Annotated in this window: 21 protein-coding genes; 14 read left to right on the top strand and 7 right to left on the bottom strand. The window is 59.3% G+C overall.

Annotated elements, in window-relative coordinates; translation table 11 throughout:
• Positions 1-327: 327 nt before the first annotated feature.
• From hemY to hemC, 4 genes are read right to left on the bottom strand one after another with little or no spacing between them, the layout of a single operon-like run.
• Positions 328-1,524 carry a protoheme IX biogenesis protein HemY gene (gene hemY, locus AC6I8P_RS18480; RefSeq protein WP_058775512.1) on the bottom strand — a complete coding sequence of 399 codons (1,197 nt, stop codon included), beginning with the start codon at positions 1,522-1,524 and terminating at the stop codon, positions 328-330.
• Positions 1,525-1,526: 2 nt separating this feature from the next.
• Positions 1,527-2,657 carry a uroporphyrinogen-III C-methyltransferase gene (gene hemX / locus AC6I8P_RS18475; RefSeq protein WP_498030860.1) on the bottom strand — a complete coding sequence of 377 codons (1,131 nt, stop codon included), beginning with the start codon at positions 2,655-2,657 and terminating at the stop codon, positions 1,527-1,529.
• Between the two features lie 23 nt (positions 2,658-2,680).
• On the bottom strand, positions 2,681-3,421 hold the full coding sequence (gene hemD, locus AC6I8P_RS18470; RefSeq protein WP_238561280.1) for a uroporphyrinogen-III synthase: 741 nt from the start codon (positions 3,419-3,421) through the stop codon (positions 2,681-2,683).
• Positions 3,418-4,359: a hydroxymethylbilane synthase gene (gene hemC / locus AC6I8P_RS18465; RefSeq protein WP_031279613.1), complete on the bottom strand. Its 942-nt coding sequence runs from the start codon at positions 4,357-4,359 to the stop codon at positions 3,418-3,420. The genes hemD and hemC overlap by 4 nt, the downstream gene beginning before the upstream one ends.
• Before the next feature lie 317 nt (positions 4,360-4,676).
• Between hemC and AC6I8P_RS18460 the strand changes: the two genes are divergently transcribed.
• From AC6I8P_RS18460 to AC6I8P_RS18420, 9 genes are all read left to right on the top strand, one after another.
• Complete coding sequence (locus AC6I8P_RS18460) at positions 4,677-7,235, top strand: class I adenylate cyclase (RefSeq protein WP_021506974.1); 2,559 nt, start codon at positions 4,677-4,679, stop codon at positions 7,233-7,235.
• A 125-nt stretch (positions 7,236-7,360) separates the two neighbouring features.
• Positions 7,361-7,567 carry an LPS translocon maturation chaperone LptM gene (gene lptM, locus AC6I8P_RS18455; protein ID WP_022548017.1) on the top strand — a complete coding sequence of 69 codons (207 nt, stop codon included), beginning with the start codon at positions 7,361-7,363 and terminating at the stop codon, positions 7,565-7,567.
• Positions 7,568-7,596: 29 nt separating this feature from the next.
• Entirely contained in the window at positions 7,597-8,421 is an 825-nt protein-coding gene (gene dapF / locus AC6I8P_RS18450; RefSeq protein ID WP_031279612.1) for a diaminopimelate epimerase, read from the top strand.
• Positions 8,418-9,122, top strand: coding sequence for a DUF484 domain-containing protein (locus AC6I8P_RS18445; protein ID WP_021506972.1), 705 nt, complete (start codon positions 8,418-8,420; stop codon positions 9,120-9,122). Before dapF ends, AC6I8P_RS18445 begins: the two co-directional genes overlap by 4 nt.
• Positions 9,119-10,030: a tyrosine recombinase XerC gene (xerC, locus tag AC6I8P_RS18440; protein WP_498030859.1), complete on the top strand. Its 912-nt coding sequence runs from the start codon at positions 9,119-9,121 to the stop codon at positions 10,028-10,030. The genes AC6I8P_RS18445 and xerC overlap by 4 nt, the downstream gene beginning before the upstream one ends.
• Positions 10,027-10,743: a 5-amino-6-(5-phospho-D-ribitylamino)uracil phosphatase YigB gene (gene yigB, locus AC6I8P_RS18435; protein ID WP_211727046.1), complete on the top strand. Its 717-nt coding sequence runs from the start codon at positions 10,027-10,029 to the stop codon at positions 10,741-10,743. Before xerC ends, yigB begins: the two co-directional genes overlap by 4 nt.
• A 173-nt stretch (positions 10,744-10,916) precedes the next feature.
• Positions 10,917-13,079, top strand: a complete 2,163-nt coding sequence (gene uvrD / locus AC6I8P_RS18430; RefSeq protein ID WP_498030858.1) for a DNA helicase II — start codon at positions 10,917-10,919, stop codon at positions 13,077-13,079.
• A gap of 321 nt (positions 13,080-13,400) precedes the next feature.
• The gene (corA, locus tag AC6I8P_RS18425) at positions 13,401-14,354 is read left to right on the top strand and encodes a magnesium/cobalt transporter CorA (RefSeq protein ID WP_010617090.1); all 954 of its coding nucleotides are present in this window, start codon (positions 13,401-13,403) and stop codon (positions 14,352-14,354) included.
• Positions 14,355-14,585: 231 nt separating this feature from the next.
• Positions 14,586-15,638, top strand: a complete 1,053-nt coding sequence (locus tag AC6I8P_RS18420; RefSeq protein WP_058775517.1) for an AbrB family transcriptional regulator — start codon at positions 14,586-14,588, stop codon at positions 15,636-15,638.
• On the opposite strand, the gene rarD is transcribed toward AC6I8P_RS18420, so the two are convergent.
• Complete coding sequence (gene rarD / locus AC6I8P_RS18415; RefSeq protein WP_021506967.1) at positions 15,609-16,508, bottom strand: EamA family transporter RarD; 900 nt, start codon at positions 16,506-16,508, stop codon at positions 15,609-15,611. The genes AC6I8P_RS18420 and rarD overlap by 30 nt on opposite strands.
• Before the next feature lie 43 nt (positions 16,509-16,551).
• Entirely contained in the window at positions 16,552-17,022 is a 471-nt protein-coding gene (locus AC6I8P_RS18410; protein ID WP_031279610.1) for a thioesterase family protein, read from the bottom strand.
• Positions 17,023-17,186: 164 nt separating this feature from the next.
• Between AC6I8P_RS18410 and pldA the strand changes: the two genes are divergently transcribed.
• The 3 genes from pldA to rhtC are packed head-to-tail and all read left to right on the top strand — an operon-like array spanning position 17,187 to position 20,545.
• Entirely contained in the window at positions 17,187-18,065 is an 879-nt protein-coding gene (gene pldA, locus AC6I8P_RS18405) for a phospholipase A (protein ID WP_021506965.1), read from the top strand.
• Positions 18,066-18,085: 20 nt separating this feature from the next.
• Positions 18,086-19,909: an ATP-dependent DNA helicase RecQ gene (gene recQ, locus AC6I8P_RS18400; RefSeq protein WP_058758115.1), complete on the top strand. Its 1,824-nt coding sequence runs from the start codon at positions 18,086-18,088 to the stop codon at positions 19,907-19,909.
• A gap of 12 nt (positions 19,910-19,921) precedes the next feature.
• Positions 19,922-20,545, top strand: a complete 624-nt coding sequence (gene rhtC, locus AC6I8P_RS18395; RefSeq protein ID WP_021506963.1) for a threonine export protein RhtC — start codon at positions 19,922-19,924, stop codon at positions 20,543-20,545.
• Positions 20,546-20,626: 81 nt separating this feature from the next.
• On the opposite strand, the gene rhtB is transcribed toward rhtC, so the two are convergent.
• A complete protein-coding gene (gene rhtB, locus AC6I8P_RS18390) occupies positions 20,627-21,250 on the bottom strand; it encodes a homoserine/homoserine lactone efflux protein (RefSeq protein WP_021506962.1) in 624 nt (207 codons plus the stop codon).
• Between the two features lie 103 nt (positions 21,251-21,353).
• Here rhtB and pldB point away from each other — a divergent pair, with 103 nt between their 5' ends.
• Together pldB and yigL are read left to right on the top strand one after the other, a co-directional pair.
• A complete protein-coding gene (gene pldB, locus AC6I8P_RS18385; protein WP_058775518.1) occupies positions 21,354-22,349 on the top strand; it encodes a lysophospholipase L2 in 996 nt (331 codons plus the stop codon).
• A 32-nt stretch (positions 22,350-22,381) separates the two neighbouring features.
• A complete protein-coding gene (yigL, locus tag AC6I8P_RS18380) occupies positions 22,382-23,182 on the top strand; it encodes a sugar/pyridoxal phosphate phosphatase YigL (RefSeq protein WP_058758117.1) in 801 nt (266 codons plus the stop codon).
• Position 23,183 lies beyond the last annotated feature (1 nt).

Raw genomic sequence — 23,183 nt, 5'->3', positions numbered from 1 at the left:
TCTGGCACGCTTTGTGCAATAATCTCAGCGTAGATGCTCATTCCACCTCTTATGTTTGCCAATGCAACATAAACCTGGGAATGATGCAGAGCCCCTTACGGTATCCGTTGTCCAGCTGGCAGTAACGTGCACGCGCTACTGCAGTAAGAAGGACATTACGTTGAGTCGGATACCATCAGTTGTCTTACCGACCTGATCTTACACCTGCTTCTGGCAGGTGTTTTTTTTATCTGCCGTTTACGGATTGATGCCGCATTCCCTGCACGCTCTTTCAGGCAAAAAAAAGCCGGGACTGGCCCGGCGTGCACAAAAACAACAACAGTAAAATCAGGCGCCAGGATTGTTCTTCAGCGTCAGTAACAGACCTTCGCGACGCATTTTAGCCGCGTCTTCCGGGCGATGCAGGCGATCGTAAACGTCCGCCAGCCAGGCATAGTCAAAGCCATCCGGACGCTGTGCCAGCGCCTGCTGGAAGGCTTCTGCGGCCTGCTGCCATTCACCGTGGCGCATCAGCAGCTGGCCGAGCGTGCTGTGCAACAGCGGCGTGGCACCGTGCTGCTTAATCTGCTGACGCAGCGCTTTCTCCAGTGCCTGCGGGTCACCGCTTTTGATGCGCGGCATCAGCAGCACCAGCCGATCGTCATACTGACGCTTCAGCCCTTCCAGCACGATGCTTTGCGCGGTGTCCGGATCGTCGCACTCGATCAAATGCTCAGCCATCGCCACCTGCAGCGCGGTCTCCTGGCGGGTCTTGCGACTCTGGTTCTGCCACCATTTTTTCAGGCCTTCGCTGCCCTGATCGGCCATAGCCTGATTCATCAGACCCAGCCACGCCTGCTGCTGCAGCGCGTTACGCTGGTTCTCATCGTTAATCTGCGCCTTCTGCATAGAGGGCAGGATATCCAGCAGTGCGCCCCAGGCGCCGGTGCGGATATAAGCCTGCTCGGCCAGACGCAGCACTTCCGGATGGCGCGGCGCCACTTCCAGCAGGCGATCAATACCGTGACGTGCGGCGTGATCTTCGTTACGCGCCAGCTGCAGTCGCACGCGGGTGATCTCAACCGGAATGGTATCGTTCTCGGAGAGCTCAGAGGCGCGCTCCAGGTGCTGGTTAGCACGGATTTCATCGCCGCGCTGCTGCGCTGCTTCCGCCGCCAGCAGATAGTTCGCCACCGGCTGATCGGCGTGATCGGCATTCTTTGACAGCAGCTTTTCTACCTGACGATAATCGCCTTCCGCCAGCTTCATCAGCGCGCTTTGCGTGTGACGCTGGGCGCTACGACGTTTCCGCCCGGTGAACCAGCCGCGGGTGCGGGCGCCGGTGCGGAACAGGCGACGCAGAATCCATTCAACCAGCAAAATTACCAGCAGGCTGAGAATCAGGATGATGGCCAGACCGGTGACGCTGGTCTCAATGTTCCAGTTATCGGTCTGGATCAGCACGTAGCCCTGATGGCCGGCAACCATCGGTCCCAGCACAATGCCGGCAATCAGCAGCAGGAAAAGCACCAATACTTTCAGCATGGTTAGCCTCCCTGTTGATCAGCCGCAGCCGATGGCTGCGCCAGCAGATTGCGCACGCGCGTTTGCATCAGTTTTTCCAGCAGCGCCTGGCTCTCCAGCGTGTCCGGCACGTCCATCGAAATACTTTGCTGACTCAGCTCGTCGAGCTGGGCGAGGAAGGCTTTGGTTGCCGCATCGTTAGTGTCGTACCAGGCACGCACCCAGGTGGATACCGCATCGATGGACTGTTTGTAGATCTCATCCTGATGGCGCGGCACCGCCTGCGCGGCAATCAGCAGACGTGAACGGATGTTTTCGCGCAGATAAACATCCTGATTCGGTGCCAGCAGCGGCTGCGCGGTATTATCGCGGCGGCGGATGGTGATGAAATCATCCATGAAGTTGTGCCAGCTCTTCACCAGATTCTGACGCCATTCTTGCAGCGAGCTGGAGAGCTCACCGCTGTCGGCATCCATCGGCGACTCATCGCTGTCGTTATCGGCCAGACGCAGATTATCCACGCCGTTCGACAACTGGTTCAGCTTGAGGATGATGCCGTCGTAGTCTACCTGGCTGACCGCCGCCAGTGAACTGATGTCCTGAGTCAGCGCACGGCGCACGTTCATGATGCTGGGATCGTTCATCTCCGCCAGGCTGGTGTCCGCGCTTTTAAGCAGCGCTGCCGCGGTGGTGACGTCCTGATCGCTCCACAGTTTGCGACCCGCCAGTTTGACGAGGTAGTCGGCCTGCGCCAGCAGCCAGGTGCGGGTATCGTTGCCGGAAATAGTGGCCACTTTTTCACGCAGCGTCTCCAGCTCTTTGGCGCTGTTATCCTGCTGGCTGCGCGCTTCCTGCAGCGCGGTGTTGGCGTCCGCCAGCTGCTGCGAGAGCTGTTGTTTATCGCTGCCCAGTTGCTGCTGCAGGGCGCTCAGCTGCTCGCTCAGGTTCTGGTTAGTCTGAGCCTGTAAGTCGGCCTGGTGTTTCCCATTCAGGTAAAGTCCCGCGCCAATCGCCAGTGCAATGACAATTGCCACCGCGCTCAGCACCTTGCCGTCGCTCTTTTTCGCACGAGGCGGCTGGCTGGCTGGCGTCGGGGAAGTGTCCGCAGGGGTGGTTTCTTCAACCATGGCGGAGGAGTCTTTTTGTTCCGTCATTGTGGCTCATCCCAATGTTAAGTTCAGCGTAACGCACGCAGCAGCGCGTCGTTATCCGCACCATCGGCTACCTCAATCTCCTGCCAGCCTAATTCGGCGGCCTGGGTAGCCAAACGTTCACTGACGACCAGCAGTCGACAGTGCAGCAGCCATTCCCGCCGATCGATTGGCGGAAACAGCGCAAACAGTTGTTGTAACATTTCACCGCTGGTCACCACCAGCGTGGTAATACCGCGATCGCGCCAGCGACGGCCTTCAATCGCGCCGTCGTACTGCTTTTCACAGCGCTGATAGCACTCACAGTATTGCACGTCCGCGCCGCGGGCGATCAGCGTCTCCGCCAGCAGTTCACGGCCCGGACTGCCACGCAGAATCAGCGCACGCTTGCCGCTGACCTGCTGCAGGCGATTCAGCCGCACCAGCTCTTCGCTGGTTTCCCGCGCATGCGGATAGTCAACTTTCAGATTACTGACGGTGTGCAGCGCCAGCGCGGTGCTGCGACCAATGGCATAATAGTCGAGAAATGCCGGCCACGCGCTGCGCTGCTGCTGTAAAGCGGGCTGGGCAAAGTGCACCACCTGCTGCGACAGCAGAAATACCAGGTCACCGGGCTGCAGGGCGGCCAGCCTCAGCGGCAGTTGGGGGAGATCGCGACCCGGCGTGAATTCAATCAGCGGAAACGACCACGCCAGTTTGCCCTGGCTGCGCAGGCGCGCAACCAGTTCGCTGGCGGCGGGTTCCGGACGGGTCACGAGGATAGTCATGCGGGCGGCTGTCCCTGATAAACTTCACGCAGAATGTCACGCGCGCCGCCGTCCAGCAGCTCTTCGGCCAGTGAGATCCCCATCTGTTCGGCCTGTTCACGCGGGCCGCGGCGTTCGCCCACCACCATCTGGCTGCCATCCGGCGCACCGACCAGGCCGCGCAGCCACAGCTGATCGTCTTCCAGCACGGCAAAACTGCCGATCGGCACCTGACAGCCGCCTTCGAGACGGGTATTCATGGCGCGCTCGGCGCGCACGCAGACGGCTGTGTCGCTGTGGTTCAGCGCCTGCAGCAGCGTAATTAACGGCTGATCGTCGAGGCGGCACTCAATGCCGACCGCACCCTGGCCCACCGCCGGCAGGGAAAACTCCGCCGGCAGCGCCTGGCGAATGCGATCTTCCAGTCCAAGGCGTTTCAGCCCGGCGGCAGCAAGAATGATGGCGTCATACTCGCCGGCGTCCAGTTTGCTGAGACGCGTACCGACGTTACCGCGCAGCGAGCGAATCACCAGGTCCGGGCGCCGTGCGCTAATCTGGCACTGGCGACGCAGGCTGGACGTGCCGACCACCGCGCCCTGCGGCAGCGCGTCGATCGAGGAATAATGATTCGAGACGAACGCGTCGCGCGGATCTTCGCGCTCGCAGATGGTCACCAGTCCCAGACCGTCGGGAAAATCGACCGGCACATCTTTCATGGAATGCACCGCCATATCGGCACGGTTTTCCAGCATCGCCAGCTCAAGCTCTTTGACAAACAGTCCTTTGCCACCCACTTTCGCCAGCGGCGTATCAAGGATGACGTCACCTTTGGTGACCATCGGCACCAGCTCAACCTGCAAGCCGGGATGCGCAGCCATCAGGCGCTGTTGGACATATTGTGCCTGCCACAAGGCAAGCGGGCTTTGCCTGGTAGCAATTCTGAAAATTTTGTTTAACATGCTGTTAACCATTTTGATCGTTCATCGATTATCCTATCATTGATAGGGGAATGCTGTCAGTTTCAACGGATTGACCAGGCTGCAATCTCAGACCGGAGCCCGCTTTTTACGGCGTCAGATTCTGAGGCTGGAGTCCGAAAATGCAGGGCTACGTTTGGAACGTGCTAAACTGTCAGCTAGCGCAACTTTCTTTACGGTCAATCTTCCAGGTGTTAGATTGATCACGTTTCCAGCAATAATTTGCCCGACATCTTTATTATTAAGCGGCAGATTTTGGAAACAGGGTGCTTAACACTGGGACAATCAGGCGAAACGTCTTGTACCTCTACATTGAGACACTGAAACAGAGACTGGATGCGATTAACCAGCTGCGTGTAGATCGCGCACTGGCTGCCATGGGACCTGCTTTCCAGCACGTCTACAGTCTGCTGCCAACATTACTGCATTATCATCATCCGCTGATGCCGGGTTACCTTGAAGGTAGCGTTCCCCATGGCGTCAGCTTCTTTGCGCCTGATGAAAACCAACAGCAGCTGCTGCAACAGTTAGCGGGCGACCATCCGCTCGACCTCAGCAGCGCGGTGAAGGGCGAACTGCCTATCACCGGCATCTACTCGATGGGCAGCACCTCGTCCGTCGGCCAGAACAGCGTCTCCGATCTCGACATCTGGGTATGCCATCAGTCATGGCTGGATAACGAAGAGCGTCTCAATCTGCAGCGCAAGTGTACGCTCCTGCAAAAATGGTGTGTGTCGCTGGGTGTGGAAGTCAGCTTCTTCCTGATCGACGAAAACCGCTTCCGCCACAATGAGAGCGGCAGCCTCGGCGGTGAGGACTGCGGTTCTACCCAACATATTTTACTGCTGGATGAGTTCTACCGTACCGCCGTGCGCATGGCGGGCAAACGCATTCTGTGGAACATGGTGCCTGGCGAAGAAGAACATCACTACGACGATTACGTGATGTCGCTCTATTCACAGGGCGTGCTGACGCCGAATGAGTGGCTGGATCTCGGCGGTCTCGGCACGCTGTCGGCGGAAGAGTATTTCGGTGCCAGCCTGTGGCAGCTGTATAAAAGTATCGATTCGCCGTACAAAGCGGTGCTGAAAACCCTGCTGCTGGAAGCTTACAGCTGGGAATACCCGAACACGCAGCTGCTGGCGATGGATATCAAACAGCGGCTGCACGACGGCGAAATTGTCTGCTTCGGTCTCGATCCCTACTGCATGATGCTGGAGCGCGTGACGCGCTATCTGACCAGCGTCGATGACACCGCGCGCCTTGATTTGGTGCGCCGCTGTTTTTACCTCAAAGTGTGCGAAAAACTTTCCAGCGAGGAGCAGCATCCGCGCGCGGGCTGGCGGCGTGAAATTCTGTCGCAGCTGGTGAAAGAGTGGGGCTGGGACGATGAGAAGCTGGCGGTGCTGGATAATCGCGCGCAGTGGAAAATCGAACGGGTGCGCGAGGCGCACAACGAGCTGCTGGATGCGATGATGCAGAGCTATCGCAACCTGATCCGTTTTGCCCGTCGCAACAATTTAAGCGTCAGCGCCAGCCCGCAGGACATCGGCGTGCTGACGCGTAAATTGTACGCCGCGTTTGAAGCGCTGCCGGGCAAAGTCACGCTGGTGAACCCGCAAATCTCGCCCGATCTGTCGGAAGAGAACCTGACCTTTATTCATGTGCCGGCCGGGCGCGCCAACCGTGCCGGCTGGTATCTGTATAACCAGTCGCCGGACATGAGCTCAATCATCAGCCATCAGCCGCTGGAATATAACCGCTATCTCAACAAGTTAGTGGCATGGGCGTGGTTTAACGGACTGCTGACGCGCAAAACCCGTCTGCACATCAAGGGCAACGAATTCTGCGATCTGCCGCGCCTGCAGGAGCTGGTTAACGATGTCTCCAGCCACTTCCCGCTGCGTCTGCCCGCGCCGACGCCGAAAGCGCTCTACAGCCCGTGCGAAATCCGGCATCTGGCGATCATCGTTAACCTCGAACACGATCCGACCTCGGCGTTCCGCAATCAGGTAGTGCACTTCGACTTCCGTAAGCTGGATGTATTTAGCTTTGGCCAGCAGCAGCAGTGCCTGATCGGCAGCATCGATCTGCTGTACCGCAACTCGTGGAACGAAGTGCGTACGCTGCACTTCAGCGGTGAGCAGGCGATGATTGAAGCGCTGAAAACCATTCTGGGCAAAATGCATCAGGACGCCGCACCGCCGGACACGGTAGAAGTATTCTGCTACAGCCAGCATCTGCGCGGTCTGATTCGCACCCGCGTGCAGCAACTGGTGTCGGAATGCATTGAGCTGCGCCTGTCGAGCACGCGTCAGGAGCCGGGCCGCTTTAAAGCGCTGCGCATGGCCGGTCAGACCTGGGGCCTGTTTTTCGAACGCATGAGCGTCTCGGTGCAGAAGCTGGAAAACGCGGTCGAGTTTTACGGCGCGATTTCCAACAACAAGCTGCACGGTTTGTCGATCAAAGTTGAATCGAACCAGACGCCGCTGCCACCGGTGGTCAACGGCTACGCCAGCGAAGGCATCATTCAGTTCTTCTTTGAAGACACCAGTGACGATCGCGGCTTCAACATCTATATCCTTGATGAAAGCAACCGGGTTGAGGTGTATCACCATTGCGAAGGCAGCAAAGAGGAGCTGGTGCGTGACGTCAGCCGCTTCTATTCGTCGTCGCACGATCGCTTTACCTACGGCTCGAGTTTTATCAATTTCAACCTGCCGCAGTTCTATCAGATTGTGCACGCCGGCGATCGCTTCCAGGTGATTCCGTTCCGCAGCCAGACGCTGACGCAGCTGTGCGCCACCCAGCCGGACAACGACAACGGCGACTTCCAGCCGCGCTACCAGATGCATTAAAGCCGCTGTGCTGAACGCAGTGGCCTGCCCCCGTTTCTGAACCTTCTGCCGGATATTTCCTGTTGCTTTTACAACGTCAACTGCGATGATAAGCAGCTGGGATTTGGATAAAAAGAGCAGACAGAATGATACGAGTGATGAGCCAGCTGGGTATGGCGCTGGCACTGGTCAGCCTGGTAGGCTGTGGCCTGAAAGGACCGCTGTATTTCCCGCCCAACGATCGGCCGCAACAGAAAAATCAGCCGGTGACTGAGCAGCAGCAGAAAGCGGCACAGGATGCGGATACCAGCGGCCTGGTCACCAGCAAACCGGCTGGCGTGCAGGCGAATTAAACCCGATGAGTCATCCGGCGGAGCAGAAAATGCAGTTCTCGAAAATGCACGGTCTCGGTAACGACTTTATGGTCGTCGATGCCGTGACGCAAAACGTCTTTTTTTCGCCGGAACTGATTCGCCGCCTGGCGGATCGGCATCTGGGGATCGGATTCGATCAGTTGCTGATCGTCGAGCCACCTTACGATCCGGATCTCGATTTCCACTACCGCATCTTCAACGCTGACGGCAGCGAAGTGGCGCAGTGCGGCAACGGCGCGCGCTGTTTTGCCCGCTTTGTTCGCCTTAAAGGGCTGACCAATAAAAGCGACATTCGCGTCAGCACCCAGACCGGCCGCATGGTACTGAGCGTCACCAGCGATGAGCTGGTACGCGTTAACATGGGCGAGCCCAACTTTGACCCGCAGCAGGTGCCGCTGCGCGCTAACAAGGCGGAAAACCTCTATCTGCAGCGCGTGGCCGAGCAGACCGTGATGTTTGGCGCGGTTTCAATGGGCAATCCACACTGCGTGATTCAGGTTGAAAGCGTGAAAACCGCCGCGGTGGAGACGCTCGGTCCGGCACTGGAGAGTCATGAGCGCTTTCCCGAGCGCGTGAACGTCGGCTTTATGGAAGTGGTCAATCCGGAACACATCCGTCTGCGCGTGTATGAACGCGGCGCGGGCGAAACCCAGGCGTGCGGCAGCGGCGCCTGCGCCGCAGTGGCCTGCGGCATTCAGCAGGGCATTCTGGCGGAGAAAGTGCGCGTCGATCTGCCCGGCGGCACGCTGCATATCGCCTGGAAAGGGGCCGGTCAGCCGCTGTTTATGACCGGGCCAGCCACACACGTCTATGATGGGTTTATTCATCTATGAAAAATATCGAAGAGCAGACCGACAGCGCGGTTTTGCTGGACGATCAGGCGGTGAGCGCCTGGCTGCGTCACAACCCCGATTTCTTTATTCGCAATGCGCGCCAGGTTGAGCAAATGATGGTGCCGCATCCGGTGCGCGGCAGCGTATCGCTGGTGGAGTGGCATATGGCGCGTCAGCGCAACCACATCCAGCAGCTGGAAGAGGAGATTACGCTGCTGATGGAGCAGGCAACCGCCAATCATCAGCTGTTCGATCGCCTGCTGGCGTTGCAGAGCCATCTCGCGGCGGCCGATAGCCTGCAGGAGATGCTGACGCGCCTGCATCGCTGGGCGCGCGAGCTTGGCCTGGCGGGCGCTAATGTGCGGCTGTTCAGCGACCGCTGGCGCATCGGCGCACCCTCCGATTTCACCCAGCTTGGTCTGTCACGCCAGGCGTTTGAGCCGCTGCGCATCCAGCGCTTTGGTCAGCAGCATCACTACCTTGGCAGCCTGAACGGACCGGAGCTGCTGCTGCTGCTGCCGCAGGCAAAAGCCGTCGGATCGGTGGCGATGTCGCTAATGGGCGAGCAGGGCGATCTCGGCGTACTGATCTTCAGCAGCCGCGACAACCAGCACTATCAGGCGGGCATGGGCACGCTGCTGCTGCAGCACCTGGCACAAATGCTGCCCGACCTGCTGTCTCGCTGGGTTGAGCGCGCATGAGCAGCGCCAGCCCGCTGTTGCCGGCCGTTGAGGGCTTTCTGCGCTATCTGAAAGTCGAACGCCAGCTCAGCCCGCTGACGCAAAAGAATTACCAGCGCCAGCTGCAGGCGCTTATCGCCATGGCGGATGACATTCACATCACCGCGTGGTCGCAGCTGGAACCGGCTCAGGTGCGCAGTCTGGCGGCGCGCAGCCGGCGCGGTGGCCTCGGGGCCAGCAGCCTGGCGCTGCGCATGTCGGCGCTGCGCAGCTTTCTCGACTGGCAGGTCAGCCAGGGCATGCTGAGCGCCAATCCGGCGAAAGGCATCGCCACGCCGCGCAACGCCCGGCATCTGCCAAAAAATATGGATGTCGACGAAGTCAGCCAGCTGCTGGAGATCGATCTCGACGATCCGCTGGCGGTGCGCGACCGCGCCATGCTGGAAACCATGTACGGCGGCGGTTTACGTCTCGCTGAGTTGGTGGGCATCGACTGTCGTCATCTGGACCTGGAAAGCGGTGAAGTCTGGGTGCGGGGCAAAGGCAGTAAAGAGCGACGCGTGCCGATTGGCGGCACCGCCGTCACCTGGCTGCAGCACTGGCTGCCGTTACGCAACAGCTTCGCGCCGCAGGATGATGCGGTTTTCGTGTCGACGCGCGGCAGCCGTATTTCGGCGCGCAATGTGCAGAAACGCTTCGCCGAATGGGGCATTAAGCAGGGCGTCGCCAGCCATATCCACCCGCATAAGCTGCGCCACTCGTTTGCTACCCATCTGCTGGAATCGAGCGGCGATCTGCGCGCGGTGCAGGAACTGCTCGGCCACGCCAACCTCTCGACCACGCAAATCTATACCCACCTGGATTTCCAGCATCTGGCGTCGGTATACGATGCGGCACACCCGCGTGCCAAACGAGGAAAGTCTGAATGAAGTTTTATCGCCCGCTGGGCCCGATCAAAGCCATCACCTTCGATCTTGACGATACGCTGTATGACAACTATCCGGTGATCCGTAAAACCACGGCGGAATCGCACGCTGCACTGCAGGCGTATCACCCGGCGCTGCGCGAGTTTACGCCGGAAGATTATCAGGCGCTGCGCGATGAACTGCTGCTGCGTGAGCCGGAAATTTATCACGATGTCTCTGAGTGGCGTCGCCGCTCGGTAGAGCTGGCGCTGCTCAACGCCGGACTGCCGGCCGCGCAAGCCAGCGCAGGTGCCCGCGACGTGATGAGCGTGTTTCACCAGTGGCGCAGTGCGGTGGAGATGCCAGAAGAGACGCATCAGACGCTGGCCTGGCTCGGCGAGCGCGTGCCGCTGGTGGCGATCACCAATGGCAACGCCGACCCGCAAAAGCTCGGTATTGATCACTACTTCCAGTTCGCGCTGCGCGCCGGTCCGCACGGCCGCGCCAAGCCGTGGCAGGATATGTACCATCTGACCGCCGAACGGTTGGGCATTGCGCCGCAGCATATTCTGCACGTCGGCGATGACCTGACCACTGACGTCGCCGGTGCGCTGCGCGCCGGTCTGCAGGCGTGCTGGATCAACCTGCGTGACGGCAATCTGATGAAGATTGATGACGCGCGCCTGCTGCCACACGTGGAAATTCATCAGTTGGCATCGCTGACCTCGCTGCTATAATGGCTGTAAATTTATCCAGTCGTATTCTGTATTCTGCAACGCGCGGCCGTGCAGGCTGTGTGTCACCAGCCTGATCGCTTAGCTGATTACGCCCTCGCAGATGTCTGCTCTTGCCGCCTGGCGGCAACGCGAACGGTGCAGGATACGCATCCTACTTGCTTAAAACGGTGCTTATGGACGTTTCCGATCTGCTTAACGGCTTGAATGACAAACAGCGCGAAGCGGTCGCCGCGCCGCGCAGCAATCTGCTGGTGCTGGCCGGAGCAGGCAGCGGTAAAACCCGCGTGCTGGTGCATCGCATCGCCTGGCTGTTGTCGGTAGAGAACTGCTCGCCTTACTCAATCATGGCGGTGACCTTCACCAACAAGGCGGCGGCGGAGATGCGCCACCGTATCGACCAGCTGATCGGTACCAGCCAGGGCGGCATGTGGATTGGTACCTTCCACGGCCTGGCGCACCGTTTACTGCGCGCGCACCACCTGGATGCCGGGCTGCCGCAGGATTTCCAGATCCTCGACAGCGAAGATCAGCTGCGTCTGCTCAAGCGCCTGATCAAAGCCATGAACCTCGACGAGAAGCAGTGGCCGGCGCGTCAGGGCATGTGGTACATCAACGGCAAAAAGGATGAAGGGCTGCGGCCTAAGCACATCGAAAGCTACGGCAATCCGGTGGAGCAGACGTGGCTGCGTATCTATCAGGCGTACCAGGAAGCCTGCGATCGCGCCGGGCTGGTGGACTTCGCTGAGCTGCTGCTGCGGGCGCACGAGCTGTGGCTCAACAAGCCGCAGATTCTCAATCACTACCGCGAGCGCTTCAGCAATATTCTGGTGGACGAATTCCAGGACACCAACAACATACAGTACGCGTGGATTCGCATGCTGGCTGGCGACAGCGGCCGGGTCATCATCGTTGGCGATGACGATCAGTCCATTTACGGCTGGCGCGGCGCGCAGGTGGAGAACATCCAGCGTTTCCTGCAGGATTTCCCCGGCGCGGAGACCATCCGTCTTGAGCAGAACTACCGCTCAACCAATAACATTCTGAAAGCTGCTAACGCCCTGATTGCCAACAACAATGGCCGTCTGGGTAAAGAGCTGTGGACCGACGGCAGCGACGGCGAAAAGATTTCGCTGTATTGCGCCTTCAACGAGCTGGATGAAGCGCGCTTTGTCGTTAACCGCATCAAAACCTGGCACGAAAACGGCAACGCGCTGCAGGATTGCGCCATTCTCTATCGCAGCAACGCCCAGTCGCGCGTGCTGGAGGAGGCGCTGCTGCAGGGCAGCATGCCGTACCGTATTTACGGCGGCATGCGCTTCTTCGAGCGTCAGGAGATCAAAGATGCGCTGGCCTATCTGCGGCTGCTGGCCAACCGCAATGACGATGCGGCATTCGAGCGCGTGGTCAACACGCCGGTGCGCGGCGTCGGCGATCGCACGCTTGATGTGGTGCGCCAGACCGCGCGTGAGCAGCAGCTGACGCTGTGGCAGGCGACGCGCGAACTGCTGCAATCCAAAGCGCTGGCTGGCCGCGCTGCCTCGGCGCTGCAGCGCTTCTGTGAGCTGGTAGATTCACTGGCGACGGAAACCGCTGAAATGCCGCTGCACGTGCAGACCGATCGGGTGATCAAAGATTCCGGTTTGTGGCTGATGTACGAGCAGGAGAAGGGTGAAAAAGGCCAGGCGCGTATCGAAAACTTAGAGGAACTGGTCACTGCCACGCGCCAGTTCAGCTATCAGGACGAAGACGAAGATCTGATGCCGCTGCAGGCGTTTCTGTCGCACGCGGCGCTGGAAGCTGGCGAAGGCCAGGCGGACAAGTGGCAGGATGCAGTGCAGCTGATGACGCTGCACTCGGCGAAAGGGCTGGAGTTCAGCCAGGTGTTTATCGTCGGCATGGAAGAGGGCATGTTCCCGAGCCAGATGTCGCTGGACGAAGGCGGCCGGCTGGAGGAGGAGCGTCGCCTGGCGTATGTCGGCGTGACGCGCGCGATGGAGAAGCTGACGCTCACCTACGCTGAAACCCGCCGCCTTTATGGTAAGGAAGTGTATCACCGGCCGTCGCGTTTCATTGGTGAACTGCCGGAAGAGTGCGTGGAAGAGGTGCGGCTGCGCGCCAGCGTGAGCCGGCCGGTGAGTCATCAGCGCATGGGCACACCGGTGGCGAAGAGCGACAGCGGCTTCGCGCTCGGGCAGCGCGTGCGCCACGCTAAGTTCGGCGAAGGCACCATTATCAATCTGGAAGGCAGCGGCGAGCACAGCCGTCTGCAGGTGGCCTTCCAGGGCCAGGGCATCAAGTGGCTGGTGGCGGCTTACGCCCGGCTGGAAACCGTGTAGCGCGGTTGCGCTACCTTGACGACTTTTTCGTCTCAGCGTAACATGCGCGCACTATTATCATGAGAGGACAATGCCTTGGACGCGCCCAGTCGATGCTGGCTCTATACCCTGGTTAACAGGGACAATTTCTAAGGCTACCTCTTTAACGCGGGTAGCCTTAGCGGTTATCAGCGACCTCCCTTTTTGATCCCGTCGCACGAGTCAGCACTGATTTACCCTTGAAGCGAAAGTTTCCGCGTTCAGGCTTTGCCGTGCCCGTGGTGCCAGCAGCACTGCGGTTCACCGCCTTGTCCCATGTCGTCTGCAATGGGGAGTATTGCTATGCTGAGCGCATTTAAACTGGAGCGCGATCGCCTGACGCGCATCGAGCTGGAAGACAACAACGACAAACTCAACACCTCGGTGTGGGTCGATCTGATCGAGCCGGACGACAGCGAGCGTGAGCGCGTGCAGTCGGAACTGGGGCAGAGCCTGGCAACGCGCCCCGAGCTGGAGGACATTGAGGCCTCGGCGCGTTTCTTCGAAGACGAAGACGGCCTGCACATCCACTCCTTTTTCTTTTTTGAAGATGCTGAAGATCACGCCGGCAACTCCACCGTGGCGTTTACCATCCGCGAAGATCGCCTGTACACACTGCGCGAGCGTGAGCTGCCGGCGTTCCGCCTGTACCGCATGCGCGCGCGCAATCAGCAGCTGACCGACGGCAACGCCTACGAGCTGCTGCTCGATCTGTTCGAAACCAAAATCGAGCAGCTGGCGGATGAGATCGAGAACATCTATAGCGCGCTGGAAAAACTCAGCCGCGTGATCATGGAAGGGCAGCAGGGCGAAGAGTACGACGACGCGCTGTCGCGCCTGGCGGAGCTGGAAGATATCGGCTGGAAAGTACGCCTGTGTCTGATGGATACCCAGCGTGCGCTGAACTTCCTGGTGCGTAAAGCGCGGCTGCCGGGCAATCAGCTGGAGCAGGCGCGCGAGATCCTGCGCGACATCGAATCGCTGCTGCCGCACAACGAATCGCTGTTCCAGAAGGTTAACTTCCTGATGCAGGCGGCGATGGGCTTTATTAACATCGAGCAGAACCGCATCATCAAAATCTTCTCGGTGGTGTCCGTGGTGTTCCTGCCGCCGACGCTGGTGGCCTCCAGCTACGGTATGAACTTTGAGTTTATGCCGGAGCTGAAGTGGAGCTTTGGTTATCCCGGCGCGATTGGCCTGATGATTCTCGCCGGGCTGGCGCCGTATCTCTATTTCAAACGGAAGAACTGGCTGTAATCGCACAGCATTGCATCATCGCACAGAACCGTAGCGGCGCGATTCATCGCGCTTTGTCTAACGGATGCTCAGCATATTGCGCCGTGGCATTCGCGTTATTAATACGCAAACCTGAGCGCAATAAATTGCGCCGCTACAACAGCGTGCGGTCTTTTGCTGGCGCCTTACCCCTGACGCGCCAGCGCTAATCTGCTAACCTGTTGCCTCAACTCACTTTCTGATTTCCACCTTATGGCGCGTTTCTCTTTGCGGCAGCAGTGGGCGCTGCTGTTGACGGCTTCGCTGGTGCTGGGCTGCCTGCTCCAGCTATTGCACCTGCCGGCTGCACTGCTGCTCGGTCCGATGATTGTCGGTACCATTATGGGGCTGAGCGGCGCAACCGTGCGCATCGACAAACGGCTGTTCGTGCTGGCACAGGCGGTGCTGGGCTGCATGATCGGCCAGAGCCTGTCGCCTGCGATCCTCTCGCCGCTGCTCGATGACTGGCCGGTGGTGCTGGCGGTGCTGCTGCTGACGCTGGCGGCCAGCGGGCTGTCCGGTTTTCTGCTGGTGCGCTTTAGCTCGCTGCCGGGACCCACCGGCGCGTGGGGATCGTCGCCGGGCGGCGCGTCCGCAATGGTGGCGATGGCGGGCGATTTCGGCGCCGACGTGCGGCTGGTGGCGTTTATGCAATATCTGCGCGTGCTGTTTGTTGCTACCGCCGCGGCCGTGGTGGCCCGCATCGGCCTCGGCAGCAGCGGTGCTGCCGCCCACATTGTCTGGCTGCCGCCGCTGCACAGTGGCTTCGTGCTAACGCTGCTGGTGATGGTGGCGGGTGCGTGGCTGGGGCAGAAACTGCGTATTCCGTCCGGCGCGCTGCTGCTGCCGGCGCTGATGGGTGCCACGCTGCACGGAACAGGTGTCGCGACGCTGCAGGTGCCGGAGTGGCTGCTGGCACTGGCCTATGCGCTGATCGGCTGGAGCGTTGGCCTGCGCTTTACCCGGCCGATCTTTTTGCTGGCGCTGCGCACGCTACCGCAAATGATCGCCTCGATTATCGGCCTGATGCTGTTGTGCGGGGGGCTGGCGTGGATGCTGACGCGCGTGCTGCACGTCGATCTGATGACCGCTTATCTGGCAACCAGCCCGGGCGGGCTGGATACGGTGGCGATTATTGCTGCTGGCAGCCGGGTCGATATCGCTTTTGTTATGGCGCTGCAGACGCTGCGTCTGTTTACCATTCTGCTCACTGGCCCGGCGATGGCCCGTTTTATCTCACGCTATGCGCACGCGCGTGCGGGCTGAAAACAGCAGCGCGTCCAGAATGAAGATCGCCAGCGCCAGCCAGATGAAGCCGAAGGTCACCATTTTATCCGGCGTCAGGCTCTCACCGTAAAACAGCACCGCCAGCAGGAACATCAGCGTCGGCCCCAGATATTGAAAGAAACCGACCGTCGACAGGCGCAGGCGCGCGCAGGCGGCGGCGAACAGCATCAGCGGAATGGTGGTAATGATGCCGGCGGCGATCAGCTTGAGGTTCAGGCTGAGCGGATTAGCGCTGAGGTGGCTGGTGGCGCTGTCGGCAAAGCCAAACAGATAGATGGCCGCCAGCGGGAACAGCCACGCGGTTTCAATCAGCATACCGCTCTGTGCATCAACCTGAATCTTCTTGCGCACCAGTCCGTACAGCGCGAAGCTCAGCGCCAGGCCGAGGCCGATGACCGGCAGCGAACCGAACTGCCACAGCTGCACCAGCACGCCGGTGGCCGCCAGCAGCACCGCCAGCCACTGCAGACGGCGGAAGCGCTCACGCAGAAATAGCATGCCAAACACCACGTTAATCAGTGGGTTGATAAAGTAGCCGAGGCTGGCCTCCAGCATATGCTGATTATTCACCGCCCAGATAAACAGCAGCCAGTTGCCGCCGATGGTCAGTGCGGTCAGCGCCAGCAGCAGCACTTTTTTCGGCTGGGCCAGCACGCTGCGTACCTGACGCCAGCTGCGGCTCAGGGTAATCAGCCCCAGCATAAACAGGGCCGACCAAATCACACGGTGGGTCATAATTTCCGTCGGTGGCACTTCTTTGACCAGCTTGAAGTAGGCCGGCGCGATGCCCCAGATAAAGTAAGCGCCCAGCGCATAAAAAATGCCCTGACGCGTTTGTTGCGTATCCATCATCTATTCCAGAAAAGCGGCGAGTGTGGCAGGCCGCGCGAAGTTAACCAATAAGATAGGTCGCAGTCGCAGTGGCGATGTAATCGCCCTGCTGATTGTGCAATTCGACGCGCGCAACCGCGACTTTATTCCCGGCGCGCAGCAGGCTGCTGGTGGCGACAAAGCGCTCGCCGCGGCCCGGGCGCAGGTAATCGACGCGCATGTCGATGGTGCCCATGCGCGACAGGCGCTGACGCAGCTCCTCTTCGCTGATGCTCTGCTGGCGCGACAGCGCATGGCTGACGCACACCAGCCCGGCGGCAACATCCAGCACTGAGGCAATCACGCCACCGTGCAGAATCTGCTGCGCGGCATTACCCACCAGCATGGTTTTATTGGCAAAGCCGAGTTCGGCGTAATCGGCTTCAAGGCGATCCAGCTCAAGGCCCAGTGCCTGATTAAACGGCATGTGATAGACAAAAATTTCGCCAATCAGCCGGCGCGCTTCCTGCTGTGTCAGCATCGGGGATGACATTTTTCCTGCCTTAAGATGTTAAAGAATTGTGTATATTATGCCGCGTTCGCGCCGCTTTCCAGTTTCAGAAATCCGCGCTAATCAACCACCGGGTTTGCGTGTAGAATGGCGTGCTTTTTGAACCGTCGCCCGACGATAACTTTTGCAGCGCTCTGGAGAATTCTATGCGTAAGCAGTACGCCTTGCTGGCCGCGGCATTTATGGTTCCTGCGCTGGCGCAGGCCGATGAAGCCACCGTGAAAGAGGTTCATGACGCACCAGCAGTGAAGGGCAGTATTATCGCTAACCTGCTGGAAAAACACGATAACCCATTCGTGCTTTATCCCTATGAAAATAACTATCTGCTTTACACCTACACCAGCGACATGAATAAAGAGGCGATTTCCTCTTACAACTGGGCAGACAAAGCGAAAAAGGATGAAGTAAAATTCCAGCTCAGCCTGGCGTTTCCGCTGTGGCGCGGCATTTTGGGTGACAACTCGGTGCTGGCCGCGTCGTATACTCAGCGCTCCTGGTGGCAGTTGTCGAACCGGGGGGCTTCATCACCGTTTCGTGAAACCAACTATGAGCCGCAGATTTTTCTCGGCTGGGCCACCGACTATTCGCTGGGCGGCTGGACATTACGCGACGTCGAGCTGGGTCTGAATCATCAGTCAAATGGCCGCAGCGATCCCACGTCACGCAGCTGGAACCGCGCTTACGCCCGTCTGATGGCGGAGAACGGCAACTTCCTGGCGGAAATCAAACCCTGGTATCGTCTGCCGGAAAGTGCCAGCAACGACGATAACCCGGACATCACCAAGTACATGGGCTACTACCGCGCGAAGCTGGGCTATATGCTCGGCGACAGCATTTTCAGCGTGGAAGGCAACTACAACTGGAATAGCGGCTACGGCGGTGCAACCTTCGCGTGGAGCTATCCGATTTCTGAACACGTGCGCTTTTACACGCAGCTGTTCAGCGGTTATGGTGAATCCCTTATTGACTATAACCATCGCCAGACGCGTCTTGGCGTCGGCGTAACGCTTAACGATCTGTTCTAACCAGTCAAAACAGGATTACCGTGGCAACATCGGCAGTGCTTAATCAGGAAATGCTGGCGCAGCAGGTATTACAGGATACCTTCGGCTATCAGCAGTTCCGTCCGGGTCAGCAAACCATCATCGAAACCGCGCTGTCAGGGCGTGACTGCCTGGTGGTGATGCCGACCGGCGGCGGCAAATCGCTGTGCTATCAAATCCCGGCGCTGGTGCGCGAAGGGCTGACGCTGGTGGTTTCGCCGCTGATTTCACTGATGAAAGATCAGGTCGATCAGCTGCTGGCAAACGGCGTGGCGGCGGCGTGCCTTAACTCGACGCAGACGCGTGAGCAGCAGCAGCAGGTGTTTGCGGACTGCCGCAGCGGCAAACTGCGGCTGCTGTACATCGCGCCGGAACGTCTGATGATGGATAACTTCCTCGACACCCTGCAGCACTGGAATCCGGTGATGCTGGCCGTCGATGAAGCGCACTGTATTTCGCAGTGGGGCCACGATTTCCGTCCGGAATATGGCGCGCTCGGTCAGCTGCGCCAGCGCATTCCGCAGCTGCCGGTGATGGCGCTGACCGCCACCGCCGATGAAGCCACGCGTAACGACATCGTGCATCTGCTGCAGATGCACGATCCGCTGATTCAGATCAGCAGTTTTGACCGTCCCAACATTCGCTACACGCTGGTGGAGAAGTTCAAGCCTACCGAGCAGCTGCTGCGCTATGTGCAGGATCAGCGCGGCAAAAGCGGCATCATCTACTGTAACAGCCGCGCCAAAGTGGAAGACACCGCTGCGCGTCTGCAGAGTCGCGGTATCAGCGTTGGCGCTTATCATGCCGGCATTGACAGCGAGCAGCGCGCACGCGTGCAGGAAGCGTTTCAGCGTGACGATTTGCAAATCGTGGTCGCGACCGTGGCGTTCGGCATGGGCATCAACAAGCCCAACGTGCGTTTTGTGGTGCACTTCGACATTCCGCGCAATATCGAATCCTACTATCAGGAGACCGGCCGCGCCGGGCGTGATGGTCTGCCGGCGGAAGCGATGATGCTGTACGACCCGGCCGACATGGCGTGGCTGCGTAAGTGTCTGGAAGAGAAAGCGCCAGGGCCGCTGCAGGATATTGAACGCCACAAACTCAACGCCATGGGCGCGTTTGCCGAGGCGCAAACCTGCCGTCGTCTGGTGCTGCTTAACTACTTTGGTGAAGGTCGCCAGCAGCCGTGCGGCAACTGCGATATTTGCCTCGATCCGCCGCGTCGCTATGACGGCCTGGTCGAAGCGCAAAAAGCGCTGTCGGGCATTTACCGTACCGGGCAGCGTTTTGGGATGAGCTATATTGTTGAAGTTTTGCGCGGCTCAACCAACCAGCGCATCCGTGATAACGGCCACGACAAACTGCCGGTGTACGGCCTCGGGCGCGAGCAGAGTCAGGAGCACTGGGTCAGCGTGCTGCGCCAGCTGATCCATCTGGGCATGGTGACGCAAAACATCGCCATGCACTCGGCGCTGCAGCTCACCGAGGCCGCGCGCCCGGTGCTGCGTGCTGAAGTGCCGCTGATGCTGGCGGTACCGCGCACCGTGACGGTGAAAAGCCGCAGCAGCGCGCCAAAAGTCTACGGCGGCAATTACGATCGCAAGCTGTTCGCCAAGCTGCGTAAGCTGCGTAAAGCCATCGCCGACGAAGAGAATATTCCGCCTTACGTGGTGTTTAACGACGCCACGCTGATTGAAATGGCAGAACAAATGCCGGTCAGCGCTTCAGAGATGCTGAGCGTGAACGGGGTCGGTCATCGCAAACTGGAGCGCTTCGGTAAGCCGTTCCTGCTGATGATCAAAGAACATCTTGATGAAGAATAAGGGAAATAAACCATGCTGATGTTATTTGCCACCGTCGCGCTGGTGCATCTGGTTGCGCTGATGAGTCCGGGACCGGACTTCTTTTTTGTCTCACAGACCGCCGCCAGCCGCTCGCGCAAAGAGGCGATGATGGGCGTGCTCGGCATTACGCTGGGGATTGTGATTTGGGCCGGTGTCGCGCTGATGGGCCTGCATCTGATCCTGGAGAAAATGGCGTGGCTGCATGAAATCATCATGGTCGGTGGCGGGCTGTATCTGCTGTGGATGGGCTGGCAGCTGCTGCGCTCGGCGCGTCAGCGTCACAAGCAACCTCATACGGAAGCGCCGGTGGTTGAGCTGCCAAAGCGTGGCATGAGCTTCCTCAAAGGGTTTCTCACCAACCTGTCTAACCCGAAAGCCATCATCTACTTCGGCAGTGTGTTTTCACTGTTCGTGGGTAACGATGTGGGCGCGATTGAGCGCTGGGGCCTGTTCCTGTTGATCGTCGGTGAAACCTTTGCCTGGTTTACCCTGGTGGCGGCGATTTTTGCCCTGCCGTGGATGCGCGATAAGTATCAGCGGATGGCGAAGTGGGTGGACGGTATGGCGGGCGTGCTGTTTGCCGGGTTTGGTATTCACCTCATCATCTCCCGATAAGATCCCGAACCGTAGCGGCGCAATTTATTGCGCGTTTCAACTGGGCGCGATAAAGCGTGCCGCTACGATCAGTGCAAATCGTTACGCCATTTTACGTGCGCTGGCCAGCAGTGCGCCGACCGCCATAAACAAGCCACCAAACACCCGGTTCAGCAGCTTCATCTGCTTCGGACCTTTGATCCAGCCAGCAATGCGCGTCGCCAGCGTGGCGTAACCAATCATCACAATGATGTCGACCACGATGGTGGTCACGCCGAGCACCAGATACTGCATCAGCTGCGGCTGGTGCGGCACGATAAACTGCGGAAACAGCGCGGCGAGAAACACAATGCTCTTTGGATTGGTGAGATTCACCAGCAGCGCGCGCTGAAACAGACGACGACGCGGCATCGCTTTCGCCACCGCATTGAGATCGATTCCGCCCGCTGAGCGCCACTGCTGAATGCCAAGCCACACCAGATAGGCCGCGCCCGCCCATTTCAGTACCTCAAACGCCAGCACCGACTGCGAAAACAGCGCGCCCAGACCGGCGCCCACCAGCACAATATGCACGGCGAGACCCAGCTGTAATCCGGTAATTGAGGCTGCCGCACCGCGATAGCCGTGGCTGATGCCGGTGCTCATGGTGTTGATCGCGCCGGAACCAGGCGAGAGGCTGAGGATGGTCGTGGTTAACAGGTAGGTTAACCACCATTCAATGGTCATGGGTGACATTCCCTGAAGAGAGTGAAGTGTGACACAATACGCCAGAAAATCGCGCTGCGCTATTAAGTGCAGAGCCGCGTTTGACGTTTTTTCAGGGGGACGGATGCAGCAGCATAAACAGAGTTGGCTCGGACGTGAGCACGCTTTTTCAGCCTTTGCTACCGGTCCGCTGCTCGACTTCTGGCGTCAGCGTGAAGAGTGTGAATTCAGCGGCGTGGGCAATCTGACCATTCGCTATGTGCGCTTCACCTCACCGCAACACCGGCGTGTCATCCTGATTGTGCCCGGACGCATTGAAAGCTACATCAAATACCCCGAGCTGGCCTATGACCTGTTCCACTGCGGCTACGATGTGGTGATTATCGACCATCGCGGTCAGGGGCGTTCAGACCGGCTGCTGGCCGATTCGCATCGCGGTCACGTGGTGGAGTTCAGCGATTATGTCGACGATCTGGAAACGCTGTATCTGAAAGAGATCGTCAGCCATCACTATCAGCAGCGCTACGTGCTGGCGCACTCGATGGGCGGCGCAATTGTGGCGCTGTTCCTGGCGCGTCAGCCGCAGGCCTTCCACGCGGCGGTGTTTTGTGCGCCGATGTTTGGTATCGTGCTGCCGCTGCCGCCGTTTCTGGCGCACCGCATTCTCGACTGGGCGGAAAAGCTGCCCGCGCTGCGCGACGGCTACGCGCTGGGCACCGGACGCTGGCGCGCCAGCCCGTTTGGCATTAACCGGCTGACGCACAGTCGCGAACGCTATCGTCGCAATCTGCGCTTTTACGCTGACGATCCGGCGATTCGCGTCGGCGGCCCCACCTATCACTGGGTGCGGGAAGGGATTCAGGCCGGACGCCATATCCTTAATCAGGTGGCGCAGATTACGACACCGATTCTGCTGCTGCAGGCCAGTGAAGACGATGTGGTGGATAACCGCGCGCAGGATCTGTTCTGTGAGGCCATGGCGGCAGCGGGACATGCGGTGGAAGGCACCACGCCTTACATCATTCAGGGCGCGCGTCACGAGATCCTGTTTGAAACAGACGCCATGCGCGCCGAAGCGCTCAATGCGGTGGTCGACTTTTATCAGCGCCACCGTGACTAATGTATTCTTAGACATCAATACCAGAGGCCTACATGTACCACATCGTTGCATCCGACCTGGATGGCACGCTGCTTTCTCCGCAACATCGTCTGACGCCGTTTGCCCGCACCACCCTGCAGGAACTGGTGGCGCGCGATGTGCATTTTATCTTTGCCACCGGACGCCACTACATCGACGTCGGTCAGATGCGCGATAAGCTCGGCATTCCGGCGTATATGATCACCTCAAACGGCGCGCGCGTGCACAATGCCGACGGCGAACTGGTGTTCAGCCACAATCTGGACAGCGATATCGCCAGCGAGCTGTATGGCCTGAAGTATCACGATGAGAAAATCCTGACGCACGTTTACCGCGACGATGAGTGGCACATCAGCCGCCATAATCCGCAGGAAGCGGAGTTTTTCCAGGAATCGGTGTTCACCTATCAGGTGTATCAGCCCGGCATGCTGGCCACCGATGGCATCAGCAAAGTGTTCTTCACCTGCGACGATCCGGAGCATCTGGTTCCGCTGGAACAGGCGATTGAAGCGCGCTGGGGTGACCGGGTTAACGTCAGTTTCTCGCTGCCCACCTGTCTGGAGGTGATGGCTGGTGGCGTCTCGAAAGGGCACGCGCTGGAAGCGGTGGCGAAACAGCTTGGCTATTCGCTGAAAGAGTGCATCGCGTTTGGCGACGGCATGAATGATGTCGAGATGCTGAGTATGGCGGGCAAAGGCTGCATCATGCGTAACGCCCATCAGCGCCTGAAAGATACCCTGCCGACGCTGGAAGTGATTGGCAGCAACGCCGACGACGCGGTGCCGCAGACGCTGCGTAAATTATTTCTCGCCTGAA

It is taken from the genome of gamma proteobacterium symbiont of Lampromicra miyakona (genome assembly GCF_059730895.1).
This window is presented reverse-complemented; position numbering and strand designations above follow the sequence as displayed.